The sequence below is a fragment of the Streptomyces sp. SS1-1 genome, assembly GCF_008973465.1.
GTDB lineage: Bacteria > Actinomycetota > Actinomycetes > Streptomycetales > Streptomycetaceae > Streptomyces.
On record NZ_WBXN01000004.1, the window covers coordinates 4024136 to 4037560 of the forward strand.

13 protein-coding genes are annotated in these 13425 nt (G+C 74.7%); 8 read left to right on the top strand and 5 right to left on the bottom strand.

Annotated elements, in window-relative coordinates:
• Positions 1 to 58: 58 nt before the first annotated feature.
• Both F8R89_RS19820 and F8R89_RS19825 read right to left on the bottom strand, forming a co-directional pair.
• Positions 59 to 1393: a PH domain-containing protein gene (locus tag F8R89_RS19820; RefSeq protein WP_151785218.1), complete on the bottom strand. Its 1335-nt coding sequence runs from the start codon at positions 1391 to 1393 to the stop codon at positions 59 to 61.
• The gene (locus tag F8R89_RS19825; RefSeq protein ID WP_151785219.1) at positions 1390 to 1908 is read right to left on the bottom strand and encodes a PH domain-containing protein; all 519 of its coding nucleotides are present in this window, start codon (positions 1906 to 1908) and stop codon (positions 1390 to 1392) included. The genes F8R89_RS19820 and F8R89_RS19825 overlap by 4 nt, the downstream gene beginning before the upstream one ends.
• Before the next feature lie 31 nt (positions 1909 to 1939).
• On the opposite strand from F8R89_RS19825, the gene F8R89_RS19830 reads away from it, so the two are divergent.
• Complete coding sequence (locus F8R89_RS19830) at positions 1940 to 3091, top strand: NADH-quinone oxidoreductase subunit D (RefSeq protein WP_151785220.1); 1152 nt, start codon at positions 1940 to 1942, stop codon at positions 3089 to 3091.
• Positions 3092 to 3103: 12 nt separating this feature from the next.
• Here F8R89_RS19830 and F8R89_RS19835 read toward each other — a convergent pair whose 3' ends face one another.
• Complete coding sequence (locus F8R89_RS19835) at positions 3104 to 4102, bottom strand: SAM-dependent methyltransferase (RefSeq protein WP_151785221.1); 999 nt, start codon at positions 4100 to 4102, stop codon at positions 3104 to 3106.
• Positions 4103 to 4289: 187 nt separating this feature from the next.
• On the opposite strand from F8R89_RS19835, the gene F8R89_RS19840 reads away from it, so the two are divergent.
• The 3 genes from F8R89_RS19840 (at position 4290) to F8R89_RS19850 (ending at position 6902) form a co-directional block, all read left to right on the top strand.
• A complete protein-coding gene (locus F8R89_RS19840; RefSeq protein ID WP_151785222.1) occupies positions 4290 to 5507 on the top strand; it encodes a sensor histidine kinase in 1218 nt (405 codons plus the stop codon).
• 66 nt (positions 5508 to 5573) lie between these two features.
• Complete coding sequence (locus tag F8R89_RS19845) at positions 5574 to 6245, top strand: response regulator transcription factor (protein ID WP_062673189.1); 672 nt, start codon at positions 5574 to 5576, stop codon at positions 6243 to 6245.
• Positions 6246 to 6269: 24 nt separating this feature from the next.
• On the top strand, positions 6270 to 6902 hold the full coding sequence (locus F8R89_RS19850) for an AAA family ATPase (protein WP_151785223.1): 633 nt from the start codon (positions 6270 to 6272) through the stop codon (positions 6900 to 6902).
• 26 nt (positions 6903 to 6928) lie between these two features.
• Here F8R89_RS19850 and F8R89_RS19855 read toward each other — a convergent pair whose 3' ends face one another.
• On the bottom strand, positions 6929 to 8032 hold the full coding sequence (locus tag F8R89_RS19855) for a DUF5937 family protein (protein WP_151785224.1): 1104 nt from the start codon (positions 8030 to 8032) through the stop codon (positions 6929 to 6931).
• A 154-nt stretch (positions 8033 to 8186) separates the two neighbouring features.
• Here F8R89_RS19855 and F8R89_RS19865 point away from each other — a divergent pair, with 154 nt between their 5' ends.
• Positions 8187 to 8384 (top strand): hypothetical protein, encoded by a 198-nt coding sequence (locus F8R89_RS19865; RefSeq protein WP_151785225.1) that lies wholly within the window; start codon positions 8187 to 8189, stop codon positions 8382 to 8384.
• Positions 8385 to 8399: 15 nt separating this feature from the next.
• Here the strand turns inward: F8R89_RS19865 and F8R89_RS19870 are convergent, their stop codons facing one another.
• Positions 8400 to 9608, bottom strand: coding sequence for a threonine aldolase family protein (locus F8R89_RS19870; RefSeq protein ID WP_151785226.1), 1209 nt, complete (start codon positions 9606 to 9608; stop codon positions 8400 to 8402).
• 194 nt (positions 9609 to 9802) lie between these two features.
• On the opposite strand from F8R89_RS19870, the gene F8R89_RS19875 reads away from it, so the two are divergent.
• From F8R89_RS19875 to F8R89_RS19885, 3 genes are read left to right on the top strand one after another with little or no spacing between them, the layout of a single operon-like run.
• The gene (locus F8R89_RS19875; protein ID WP_151785227.1) at positions 9803 to 10732 is read left to right on the top strand and encodes a Rossmann-like and DUF2520 domain-containing protein; all 930 of its coding nucleotides are present in this window, start codon (positions 9803 to 9805) and stop codon (positions 10730 to 10732) included.
• Positions 10729 to 11721, top strand: coding sequence for a pantoate--beta-alanine ligase (gene panC / locus F8R89_RS19880; protein WP_151785228.1), 993 nt, complete (start codon positions 10729 to 10731; stop codon positions 11719 to 11721). Before F8R89_RS19875 ends, panC begins: the two co-directional genes overlap by 4 nt.
• On the top strand, positions 11718 to 13424 hold the full coding sequence (locus tag F8R89_RS19885; protein ID WP_151785229.1) for an L-aspartate oxidase: 1707 nt from the start codon (positions 11718 to 11720) through the stop codon (positions 13422 to 13424). The genes panC and F8R89_RS19885 overlap by 4 nt, the downstream gene beginning before the upstream one ends.
• Position 13425: the final 1 nt, after the last annotated feature.

Below are 13425 nucleotides of genomic sequence, written 5' to 3' on the forward strand. Positions count from 1 at the left end.
AAGGGGCGCCGGGGACGAACATCCCGGCGCCCCTTCGTGTTTCCCGCGCCGCCCTCTCTCAAGCCATCCAGCGGTCCGGCCGCGCGTCCCGGCGTCCGGTGCGGGACCGCTCGGCCTGTGTGCGCAGCAGTTCCGCGGCCTCGCCGGCGTCCCTGAGCCGTGCGGTGACGGTCTTCCCGGCTCCGGTGTCCACGTGCACGTCGGCGACGTCCCAGCGCCGCTCCCAGGGCCCCTGGGTGAGCCGTACGCTCTGCACCTTGGCGTGCGGGACCAGGGCGAGACCGCGGCTGAGCAGGCCCGAGCGGGCCGCGAACACCGTGTCCGTCACGGCCAGTCCGTGCCCGCGCCACCACAGCGGCAGGCACCGGCCCGCGCGCCGGGGCGGACGCGTCAGGGCCTCCCGCGGCGGGACGGTCACCCCGGGCAGCACCCGGGCGACGACCGACTCGGCGATCTCGCGCGGGGCGACCGGCAGCAGCACCGAGTTCGACGAGCCCGCCACGTCCAGCTCCACCCGCACCCAGCCGCGCCGCCGCCACAGCAGCGGCTCCACCAGCCGTACGGTCTGCACCCGGCCCGGCGGGACCGTCTCGTGGGCGCGGTCGAGCAGGCCGTGGTCGAGGCGCAGTCCGTCCGGCGACTCGCCCACCGTCCAGTCGTACTCGGTGACGAACCGCCCGACGCTGGCCGCGCCCGCCGCGCCGACCAGCGGGACGGCGGTGGCGAGGACCGTCCACGCGCTCTGAGTGACCAGCCACAGCACGGTCGGCACGATAAGCGCGGCGGCCAGCGCGCCCCAGGTCGCGCCGGTCAGCACGAGGGAGACGGCGAGGACGCGCGGGGGCACCCGCAGCAGCTCCCGGGAGGGGGCCTCGCCCACCTCGTGCGCGGTCTCCGGCGCGAACCCGGCGGCGCGCGCGAGGAGTTCCGCGCGCAGGGCGCGCGCCTCCTCCGCCCCGAGGAAGGCGAGCTCGTCCTTCTTGTCCGCGCCGACGACGTCCAGCTTCAGCTTGGCGACACCCGCCACGCGCGCGAGGAGCGGCTGGGTGACGTCGATGGCCTGGATGCGTTCGAGACGGATGTGCGCGGTGCGCCGGAACACCAGGCCCGTACGGATGCGCAGTTCGGAGTCGGTGACGGCGAAGTGCGTGTACCACCAGGTGAGGAAGCCGTACAGGGCGGCCGCCGGGACCAGCACGGCGAGCGCGATCAGCAGGGTCGTGGTCGTCAGCCGGGTCAGCTGGCGCTGCGCCTGGTCGGGGTCGTGCACCGCCCACCCGATGAGCACGGCGACGGGCGCCCACGCGCGCCTGAGCGGCGTCACGGGGTGCAGCCGGCGCTCCGGCACGGCCCGCGCCTCGCGCAGGGCGCCCTCGACGCCCGGGGCCGTCACAGGCCCGCCGATCGGGCCTCGCCCAGCTCGGTGAGCCGGTCCCGCAGCCGTTCCGCCTCGGCCGGGTCGAGGCCGGGGATGGTGGCGTCGGTCGCGGCGGCGGCCGTGTGCAGCTGCACGCTGGCCAGCCCGAAGTGACGTTCCACCGGCCCGGAGGTGACCTCCACCAGTTGCATGCGGCCGTACGGCACGACCGTCTCCTCGCGCCACAGCACGCCCCGGCTGATCAGCAGGTCGTCGGCGCGCTCGGCGTATCGCCAGGAACGCCAGTTGCGTCCGAGCATCACCCAGCCCCACCCCATGAGGGCCAGCGGCAGCAGGGCGAACGCCGCCCAGCCGGGTCCGGCGAGCCAGCCGAGCAGCACACCCAGGCCGGCCGTCAGCAGCCCCAGCCACACCACCAGCAGCAGCCGGCGCATCCGCAGCAGCCCCGGCGGCAGGGCGGTCCACACCGGTTCGTCCCCCGCGCGCGCGTCCCGCGTGATTCCCGTGTCCTTCGGGCTCCCCGTCTCCATGGGGCCAGCGTACGTAGGGGAGACTGGGGCCATGACTCCTACGACGGAGACCATGGTCGGTATCGGCGGCGCCGCGGAGAGCACCGACATGGTGCTCAACATCGGCCCCCAGCACCCCTCGACGCACGGTGTGCTGCGCCTCAAGCTCGTCCTGGACGGCGAGCGCATCACGAGCGCCGAGCCCGTGATCGGCTATATGCACCGGGGCGCGGAGAAGCTCTTCGAGGCCCGTGACTACCGCCAGATCATCATGCTCGCCAACCGGCACGACTGGCTGTCGGCCTTCTCGAACGAGCTGGGCGTCGTCCTCGCCGTGGAGCGCATGCTCGGCATGGAGGTGCCGGAGCGCGCCGTGTGGACGCGGACGCTGCTGGCCGAGCTGAACCGCGTCCTCAACCACCTGATGTTCCTCGGCTCGTACCCGCTGGAGCTGGGCGGGATCACGCCGATCTTCTACGCCTTCAGCGAGCGCGAGGAACTGCAGCACGTCATGGAGGAGGTCTCCGGCGGGCGCATGCACTACATGTTCAACCGGGTGGGCGGCCTCAAGGAGGACCTCCCGGCCGGGTGGACCACGCGCGCGCGTGCCGCCGTCGCCGACGTGCGCTCCCGTATGGACCGGTTCGACGACCTGGTCCTCGGCAACGAGATCTTCCGGGGGCGCACGCGGGGCGTGGGCGTCCTCGCGCCGGAGGCCGTGCACGCGTACGGCGTGAGCGGGCCGATCGCGCGCGCCTCGGGCGTCGACCTCGACCTGCGCCGGGACGAGCCGTACCTGGCCTACGGCGACCTCGGGGACGTCCTGAAGGTGGTGACCCGCGAGGAGGGAGACTGCCTCGCCCGGTTCGAGTGCCTGCTGGAGCAGACGCACAACTCCCTGGACCTCGCGGACGCCTGCCTCGACCGGATCGCCGGGCTGCCGCCGGGGCCGATCAACCAGCGGCTGCCCAAGGTGCTGAAGGCGCCCGAGGGCCACACGTACGCGTGGACCGAGAACCCCCTCGGCATCAACGGCTACTACCTGGTCAGCAAGGGCGAGAAGACGCCGTACCGGCTGAAGCTGCGCTCGGCCTCGTACAACAACATCCAGGCGCTGGTGGAGCTGCTGCCGGGGACGCTGATCGCGGACATGGTGGCGATCCTGGGGTCGATGTTCTTCGTGGTCGGGGACATCGACAAGTAGGCCGGGGCGAGGTCAGGCGGCCAGCGGGTCCGGGACGCCGGCCGGCTGGAGCAGCCAGCCGAAGTCGCCGAGGCCGCCCGTCGCCGTCAGCTCGGCGGCCTCACCGGCGCCCGCGAGGGCGCGCAGGTACTCGGCGGGGCGGGTGGAGGCGAGTTCCAGTGAGGGGCGTGCGCCGGTGATGCCGAGGGCGCGCAGCGCCTCGCGCTGGGTCAGCAGACGGGCGCCGGGCAGTGCGCAGGCGTCCAGGGCCACATGCGCGGTGAGATCGCACGAGCCGTCCGGCACGGGAGCCGTTTCCCGCCCGTCCCGGAAGCCCGTCAGCGTGCCGAAGGGCGGCCGTGACCCGCGCGTGTGCGCGTAGTCCACGGCGACCGCCAGGCCCCGCTTCAGCGTCCCGGCCACGGCGGCCCACGCCTCGTCCCGGGGCAGCCCGATCTCGGCGCGCAGCCCTTCGCCGCCTTCCTCGGGCAGCGGCCACCAGCGGGCGAGCCAGCGCGCCTCCGCCTCGGTCACCGGGCCGCCGAGGCGTTCGGTGCCGTCCCGCCGGACCAGCACCCGGCGCGGCACTCCGGCGGAGTCCACCTCGGCGACCTCCACCGGGACGTTGTCCAGCCACTCGTTGGCGAACAGCAGTCCCGTGACCGACCGCGGCGGCTCGCGCAGCCAGGTCACCCGGGGGTCCAGTCCCGGCGGGCGGGCGGCGATCTCGACGGCGTACGCGCGCGTGCGGGCCGCCACCCCGGCGGGGAGCGCGGCCAGCACCCCGGTCACCAGCTCGCCCCGGCCCGCCGCCATGTCGACCAGGTCCAGCGTCCCGGGATGCCCCAGCGCCTCGTCCACCCGGCACAGCAGCCGGGCCACGGCGGCCGCGTAGAGCGGCGAGGCGTGCACGGACGTCCGGAAGTGCCCGGCCGGTCCCTCCGGGCGGCGGTAGAAGCCCTCCGGCCCGTACAGGGCGGATTCCGCCGCCGCCCGCCAGCCCTGCCATCCGCCTGTCGCCTCCGCTGCCACCGGCCCAGGCTAAAGGGCTGTCCCGTGATTCCCGGCGGGCGTGCGACGACAGCTAGGTCGTGTCCGCGCGGGCCGTTCCCGTGCGCACAGGAGAACGGGCCCTCCACCTTGCGGAGTACGCGCGCGGGGTGCGGATCGGCCCTCCGGTTGACCCTTGCACGCATCTGGTGTCCCTACGCTGGGTTACGTGCAGCGCCTCTATGACTTCCTCCGCAGGCACCCGACCGGGGTCGACACCTTCTGGGCCGTCCTCCTGTTCGGGATCTCCGCGGTGAGTGTGGCCGTCCAGCCGGAGGGCGGGCAGGCGGGCGGCCAGGGCACCGGGTCCGCGGCCCTCGTCGTCCCGATCCTCCTGCTGCTGTCCCTGGTCATCGCGCTGCGCCGGCGGATGCCGGAGAAGATGCTGCTGCTGGCCATCGCGGTCGGGGTGCTGCAGCTCGTGCTGGACGTGGCGACCACGCCGTCGAACTTCGCGTTCCTGGTGATCACCTACACCGTCGCCGCGACCGGCGCCCGCTGGGCCTCCCGGCTCGCGCTGGGCGTGGGCCTGTGCGCGGCGCCCCTGTCCCAGCTGCGGTGGCCGGAGCAGGACGCCACCGTCCTGAGCAACATAGCCCTGATCATCTTCCTCACCGTGCCCTTCGCGCTCGCCTGGGTGCTCGGCGACTCCATCCGCACCCGCCGCGCCTACTACGAGCAGTTGGAGGAGCGCGCGACCCGGCTGGAGAAGGAGCGCGAGGCCCAGGCGAAGGTCGCGGTCGCCGCCGAACGCGCCCGGATCGCGCGCGAGCTGCACGACGTCGTCGCGCACAACGTCTCCGTGATGGTGGTGCAGGCCGACGGCGCCGCCTACGTCCTCGACGCCGCCCCCGACCAGGCCAAGAAGGCCCTGGAGACGATCTCCTCGACGGGCCGGCAGGCCCTCGCCGAGATGCGCCGCCTGCTCGGCGTGCTGCGCACCGGCGAGCACCAGGAGACCGGCGAGTACGTCCCGCAGCCCGACGTCGAGCAGATCGACGACCTCGTCGAGCAGTGCCGCAGCTCCGGGCTGCCCGTCGACTTCAAGGTCGAGGGCACCCCGCGCCCGCTGCCCAGCGGCGTCGAGCTCACGGCGTACCGCATCGTGCAGGAGGCGCTCACCAACACCCGCAAGCACGGCGGCCCGAACGCCGGGGCGAGCGTGCGCCTGGTCTACTTCGACGACGGCCTCGGGCTGCTCGTCGAGGACGACGGCAAGGGCGCCCCGCACGAGCTGTACGAGGACGGCGGCGCCGACGGCAAGGGGCACGGCCTGATCGGCATGCGCGAACGGGTCGGCATGGTCGGCGGAACCCTGGACGCCGGGCCGCGGCCGGGCGGAGGATTCCGCATCAGCGCCCTGCTGCCGCTGAAACCGGCCCACTGACACGGCCCCGGCACACTCGTAGGGACCCGGAGGAACCGGGCGCCCGAAGACACGGAAGAGGACCCGATGGCGATCCGCGTGATGCTCGTCGACGACCAGGTGCTGCTGCGCACCGGGTTCCGGATGGTGCTCGCCGCCCAGCCGGACATGGAGGTCGTCGCGGAGGCGGGGGACGGCGTCGAGGCCCTCCAGGTGCTGCGCTCCACCGCCGTCGACGTCGTCCTCATGGACGTCCGCATGCCGAAGCTGGACGGCGTGGAGACCACCCGCCGCATCTGCTCGGAGCCCGAGCCGCCCAAGGTGCTGATCCTGACCACCTTCGACCTGGACGAGTACGCGTTCTCCGGGCTGAAGGCCGGTGCCTCCGGTTTCATGCTCAAGGACGTGCCGCCCGCCGAACTGCTCGGCGCGATCCGCGCGGTGCACAGCGGCGACGCCGTGGTCGCCCCGTCGACGACCCGGCGGCTGCTGGACCGGTTCGCGCCCATGCTGCCCTCCACCGGAGGGGAGCCGAAGCACAAGGAGCTGGAGCGGCTCACCGACCGGGAGCGCGAGGTCATGGTGCTGGTCGCGCAGGGCCTGTCCAACGGCGAGATCGCGGCCCGGCTGGTGCTGTCCGAGGCCACCGTGAAGACCCACGTCGGCCGCATCCTGACCAAGCTCGGCCTGCGCGACCGCGTGCAGGTGGTCGTCCTGGCCTACGAGACGGGTCTCGTCCGCGCGGGCGGGCACGGCTGACGCGGTTCCCACTAAGGTCTGCGCATGCTCCTGTGGATCAACGGCCCCTTCGGGGGCGGCAAGACACAGACCGCACACGAGATCCGGCGCCGGCTGCCCGGCAGCGTCGTCTGCGACCCCGAGCACGCCGGGTTCGGCCTGCACCGCATGCTCCCGCCCGAGCTGCGCGGGGACTTCCAGGACCTGGCCGCCTGGCGGCAGGGCGTCGTCGAGGTCCTCGACCTGGCCCTCACCCGGCACGACGGCGTGGTCATCGCGCCGATGACCGTCACGGACCCCGGCTACTTCGCCGAGACCGTGGGCCGGCTCGGCGAACTGGGCCACGACGTCCGGCACTTCACGCTCCTCGCGGAACGGGAGACCGTCCTGCGGCGGCTGCGTGAGCGCGGCTTCGGGCGGCTGGCGCAGGTCGCCGGCGGGAAGGGCGGCGGGCTGCGCCGCGAGAGCTGGGCGGTGTCCCGGCTCGACCACTGCCTGGAGCGGCTGCGCGAGCCGGAGTTCGCCGAGCATCTGTGGACCGACCGCACGAGCGTGCCGAGGACGGCGGACCGGATCGCCGTCCTCGCCGGGCTGGAGCTCCGGCCCAACGACGAGGGCGCGGTCCGCACACGGCTGCGGCAGGCGGCGGTCGGGGTCCGGCACATCCGCCTCGACTGACGGCGGGGCGGGGTCCCGTACGGCCCTCAGCGCAGCAGCGCCTCGAGGAAGTCGCTGCCGAGCCGCGCCACCGCGGTCACGTCCAGCTGGTAAAGGACGTAGCGCCCCCGGCGGCGCGTGGTGATCAGGCCCGCCTTCTTGAGGACGCTCAGGTGCCGGGATATCTCCGGGGCGGACATGCCGTGGATCTGGACGAGCTCGCTCGTCGTGTACGTGCTGCGGGCGAGGTTGCGGCACAGCTGCATGCGCACCGGGTGGGACAGCGCGGTCATGCGCAGGGTCAGCTGCCCGACCGACGGCGGTGCCGCGATCTCCGGGGAGCCGACCGGGTAGTGCAGGACGGGCTGCCAGCCGTACCGGTGCAGCACCGTGAGGTGCGGCCAGCCGAGGCTCGTCGGCACGAGCAGCAGGCCGCCGTCCTTGATCAGGCTGTGGCCCTGGCGGAGCTTGTCGATGGTGATGCGTCCGGCGGCCTCGTCGAGCCGCACCGCGGCGGAGACCGAGGTCAGCGCCTCGGTGAGCCCTTTGTGCCGCAGGAGGTCGGTCCTGCGGCGGGCGTCCGCCGTGAGCTGGTGGCGCAGCCGGGACCAGGCGTCGGCGAAGAACGCCTCGTCGCAGTCCTCCAGGAACTGCCGCAGCCAGGCCCGGATCAGCGCCGGCTCGTCGAGCAGCCGTCCGGTGAAACGCAGCTGCTGCGGCCCGCGCGCGGCGGCCAGCTCCAGGGAGCGGCGGCGCAGCTCGGCGTCGGCCAGCACGCTCGGGCTCGGGGTGCCGTAGGGCAGGGCGCAGGTGAACTCCAGGGCCGCGTCCACGAACTGCTCGTCGGAGAGCTTGTCCAGCAGGTCCAGCTCCTCGGCGAGGGTCGCGCCGGGCAGGGCACCGCCCGGAACGCCCGCATAGGGCAGGAACAGGTCGGAGAACGTCGTCCGCCACAGGAAGTCGGCCTCGCACATCCGGTCGGCCAGATGCGGGTCGAGCCGGGCCGTCACGCCCGTCACCCAGCCCTGCAGGCCCGGGTGGTGCCCCGGCTCGGACAGCGCGTGCAGCGCCATGCCGAGCTCGGCGAGGGGGGAGGGCACGACGGCGACCCTCTCCGGCCGCAGCCCCGCGATGTCGATGCTCACGCTCATGCCCTCATGGTGCACCCCGCCACCGACAACGCGGCCGTCGATTGACGGCGGCCGTCAATCGACGCGACAGCACCCCGGACCCGGAGCAGTCTGGGAGGTCCGAAGGGGCCGCGGAGCCGCCCGTCGCCCCGTGACCGGGAGAGGGCGATCGGCCATGAGCAGCATCCAGGACCACCTCCTCGACTCGTACCGGGCGCGGTCGCTCGGGGAGGCCGTACCCCCGGCGCCGGGCAGCCACGACCGGCGGGTCCTGCGTGAGATCCGCGAGCTGCGGGAGTTCCGGGCCGTCCTGGCGGGCCGCCCGGCCCGCGGTCCGGTCCGGCGGGCCCTGGACCGGTGGCGGCACGCCTGAGCGGTCTTCCGGCGGCTAAGCGGTCTTCCGGCGGCCGGCCTCCTCCTCCAGCCGGGCCGCGAACCCGGCGACGGCCTCCCGTACGTCGTCGGCCGACCAGTCGAGCCCGGCGGCCTCGACGGCGACCTCGGTGAAGGCCAGCCCGGGGCCGGCGGCCTCCCAGGTGCGGGCGAACAGGAACGTCCCGGTCTCCTCCGCCTGCCGGACCGCGGCCTCCGTGAGCACGTCGGTGTCGTACGGCAGCCACACCTGGAACTGGTGGGTGTGCGGCGGCTCGGGGTGGACCCGCGCCCACGGCACTCCGGCCGCCGCCAGCCCCTCGCGCAGGGCGGCGGCGACCACGCGCGCGTGGGCGACGTACTCGGGCAGCCGGGGCAGCCGTGTCTCCAGGCCCACCAGCGCCGACAGCGCGGTGGGGAACTGCTGGAAGACCTGGCCGCCGTAGCGGTGCCGCCAGGTTTTCGCCTCCTCGATCAAGGCGCCGGGGCCCGCCAGCGCGGCGCCCCCGAAGGCTTCGAGCGACTTGTAGAACGACACGTACACGCTGTCCGCGAGGCCCGCGATCTCCTCCAGCGGGCGGCCGAGGTGGACCGTGGACTCCCACAGCCGGGCGCCGTCGAAGTGCACCACGGCGTCCCGTTCGCGCGCCGCCTCGACCACCTCGGTCAGCTCCTCCCAGGTGGGCAGGAGGAACCCCGGCTCGCGCAGGGGCAGTTCGAGCATGAGCGTCCCGAAGGGCTCCGCGAGGTCGCGCACCTCGGCGGCCGTCGGCATCCGGGGCTCGGACGTCACCCGCACCGGGCGCAGACCGCTGACCTGGCTGAGCGCGTCCCGTTCGTGCACCACGGGGTGGCTCAGCGCGTGCAGGGCGACCGCCGGGTTCCCGGTGCGGCCCGCCCAGCAGCGCAGGGCGATCTGCTGGGCCATGGTGCCGGTCGGGAAGAACGCGGCGGCCTCCATGCCGAGCAGCGCGGCGACCTTCTCCTCCAGGGCCTCGACGACACGGTTGCCGTAGACGTCCGACGGCTCGTCCAGGTCGTACACGTCCTGGGCCGCGTCCAGCAGGGCCAGGCGTTCCCGGAGGGTCTGCTGGAAGCCGTGGCGCGCGAGCACGCGCGATGCGGTGCGCTGGGCGGTGATGCGCCGCTCCCGCAACCGCCCCCGGCGTTCCTCGTCCGACGTCTCGTCCCGCTGGTGGCCGCTCCGCGGCTCCGTGTCGCTCATCCGGGGATGATCCCGTACGGCGGTGCGCGCGGGCATCCGGATTACGCGGCACCGGCCGTCTCCGCCCCCGGACGCGGGGCCGTGCGATGGCCCACAGCCTGTGGACGACCGGGCCCCCCTCGGACCGATCGCGTTAACATGACGAGAAATCGTCCGGTACCCCGAGCGGACTGGAACGGGAAGGCCACCGTCGAGTGAGTACAAGCCAACAGCCGGATCCCAGGGACCGCCCCGCGCGGCTCACCGTCGGTGTCGTCGGCGCCGGCCGCGTGGGCCCCGCGCTCGCCGCGTCCCTCCAACTGGCCGGACACCGCCCGGTCGCCGTCTCGGGGGTCTCCGACGCCTCCCGGCGCCGCGCCGAGCACCTGCTGCCCGGGGTGCCGCTGGTGCCGCCCGCCGAGGTCCTGGCCCGCTCCGAGCTCGTGCTGCTGACCGTGCCCGACGACGCGCTGCCCGGACTGGTCGAGGGGCTCGCCGAGACCGGCGCGGTCCGCCCCGGCCAGCTGCTCGTGCACACCTCCGGGCGGTACGGCGCCAAGGTCCTGGACCCCGCCCTGCGCGCGGGCGCGCTGCCGTTGGCCCTGCACCCGGCGATGACCTTCACCGGCACCCCCGTCGACGTGCAGCGCCTGGCCGGCTGCTCCTTCGGCGTCACGGCCCCGGAGGAACTGCGGCTGGCCGCCGAGGCCCTCGTCATCGAGATGGGCGGCGAGCCCGAGTGGATCGCCGAGGAGCGGCGCCCGCTCTACCACGCGGCCCTCGCCCTCGGCGCGAACCACCTGGTCACGCTGGTCGCCCAGTCCATGGAGCTGCTGCGCGAGGCGGGCGTGGCCGCCCCCGACCGGATGCTGGGCCCGCTGCTCGGCGCCGCCCTGGACAACGCCCTGCGCTCCGGCGACGCCGCCCTGACCGGCCCCGTCGCGCGCGGCGACGCGGGCACCGTCGCCGCGCACGTCACCGAGCTGCGCCGGCACGCGCCGGGGACCGTCGCCGGCTATCTGGCGATGGCCCGCGCCACCGCCGACCGCGCCCTGGCCCACGGCCTGCTCAAGCCGGAACTCGCCGAGGACCTGCTCGGCGTGCTCGCGACCGGGACCGACGGCGCCGAGGGAGATGCCCGATGACCCCCACTCTGCTGCGCACCGCTGCCGAGCTGCACGCGCGCGTGCGTACGGGCCGCCGTGCCGTCGTGATGACGATGGGCGCCCTCCACGAGGGCCACGCCACCCTGATCCGCGCCGCCCGCCGGATCGCCGGGCCGGACGGCGAGGTCGTTGTCACCGTCTTCGTGAACCCCCTCCAGTTCGGCGCGGGCGAGGACCTCGACCGCTACCCGCGCACCCTGGACGCCGACATCGAGGTCGCCGGCCGGGCGGGCGCGGACGTCGTGTTCGCCCCGGCCGTCGACGAGGTCTACCCGGGCGGCGAGCCCCAGGTCCGGGTCACCGCGGGGCCCATGGGGGAGCGGCTGGAGGGCGCCTCGCGCCCCGGCCACTTCGACGGCATGCTCACCGTCGTCGCCAAGCTTCTGCATCTGACCCGGCCGGACGTCGCCCTGTACGGGCAGAAGGACGCCCAGCAGCTCGCGCTGATCCGCCGGATGGTCCGCGACCTGAACTTCTCCGTGGAGATCGTCGGCGTCCCCACCGTGCGCGAGGAGGACGGCCTCGCGCTGTCCAGCCGCAACCGCTACCTCTCGCCCGCGGAGCGGCGCACCGCGCTCGCCCTGTCGCAGGCCCTGTTCGCCGGCGCCGACCGGCACGCGGCCCAGGAGGCGCTGCGCGCGCGGGCCCGCGAGGTGCCGGCCACGCGCGCGCGTGCCGAGGCGCTCAGCGCCCTCGGCGAGTCCCGTGCCGCCGCCGACGCGCACGCCGTCGCCAAGGCCACGCCCGGCTCCGCCGCGGCCGTCCGCGCCGCCGCCCGGCTGGTCCTGGACGACGCCGCCCGGCTCACGCCGCCGCTCGAACTGGACTACCTCGCCCTCGTCGACCCGTCCGACTTCACCGAGATCGGGGACGACTTCACCGGCGAGGCCGTCCTCGCCGTCGCCGCCCGGGTCGGCGCGACCCGGCTGATCGACAACATCACCCTCACCTTCGGAGCCGCCTCGTGACCAGCACAGGCATACGACTGCACGCGCCCGCGCCAGGATGGGCCATCTCCGCGGACGTCGTGGTCGTCGGCTCCGGCGTGGCCGGCCTGACGGCCGCCCTGCGCTGCGAGGCGGCCGGCCTCGCCACCGTCGTCGTCACCAAGGCACGCCTGGACGACGGCTCGACCCGCTGGGCCCAGGGCGGCATCGCCGCCGCGCTCGGCGAGGGCGACACCCCCGAGCAGCACCTGGACGACACCCTGGTGGCCGGCGCCGGGCTGTGCGACGAGGAGGCCGTGCGCATCCTCGTCACCGAGGGCCCCGACGCCGTCCGCCGGCTGATCGAGACCGGCGCCCACTTCGACGAGTCCTCCGAGGGCGAGCTGGAACTCACCCGCGAGGGCGGCCACCACCGCCGCCGCATCGCCCACGCGGGCGGTGACGCGACCGGCGCGGAGATCTCCCGCGCCCTGGTCGAGGCCGTGCGCGCGCGGGGCCTGCGCACCGTCGAGAACGCGCTGGTGCTCGACCTGCTCACGGACGCCGAGGGCCGCACCGCGGGCGTCACCCTGCACGTCATGGGCGAGGGGCAGCACGACGGCGTGGGCGCGGTGCACGCGCCCGCCGTGGTCCTGGCGACCGGCGGCATGGGCCAGGTCTTCTCGGCGACGACGAACCCGTCGGTGTCCACCGGCGACGGCGTGGCCCTCGCGCTGCGCGCGGGCGCCGAGGTCAGCGACCTGGAGTTCGTGCAGTTCCACCCGACCGTCCTGTTCCTCGGGCCGGAGGCGGAGGGCCAGCAGCCGCTGGTCTCCGAGGCGGTCCGCGGCGAGGGCGCCCACCTGGTCGACGCCGACGGCGTGCGGTTCATGGTCGGACAGCACGAACTGGCGGAGCTCGCGCCCCGGGACATCGTCGCCAAGGGCATCACGCGGCGGATGCTGGAGCAGGGCGCGGAGCACATGTTCCTCGACGCCCGGCACTTCGGCGCCGAGATGTGGGAGCACCGCTTCCCGACGATCCTCGCCGCCTGCCGGGCGCACGGCATCGACCCCGTCACCGCGCCGATCCCGGTCGCCCCGGCCGCCCACTACGCCTCGGGCGGCGTACGCACCGACCCCCGGGGCCGGACGACCGTCCCCGGCCTGTACGCGTGCGGCGAGGTGGCCTGCACCGGGGTGCACGGCGCCAACCGCCTCGCGTCGAACTCGCTCCTCGAAGGGCTCGTCTACGCCGAGCGCATCGCCGCCGACATCGCCGGGGCCCGCGCGGCCGACGGCCTCCCCGCGCGCGTGCCGCAGCCGGTGCCGCACGCGGAGACCGGGCACCCCCTGCTCGCCCCCGAGGCCCGTTTCGCGATCCAGCGGATCATGACCGAGGGCGCCGGTGTGATCCGCTCCGAGGCCTCCCTCACCGAGGCCGCCGAGCGGATCGAGCGGCTGCGCGCCGAGGCCCGCGACGCCCTCCTGGAGAACGGCAAGACCGCCGAGCCCGGCGTCGACACCTGGGAGGCCACGAACCTGCTGTGCGTGGCCCGCGCCCTGGTGGCCGCCGCCCGGCTGCGCCAGGAGACCCGCGGCTGCCATTGGCGCGAGGACCGGCCCGACCGCGACGACACGGCCTGGCGGCGCCACATCGTCGTACGCCTGAACCCCGACCGCACACTGGCCGTGCACACCACCGACACCGCAGACCTCCCCCCGACCCGGCCCCAGGAGCAGTGAC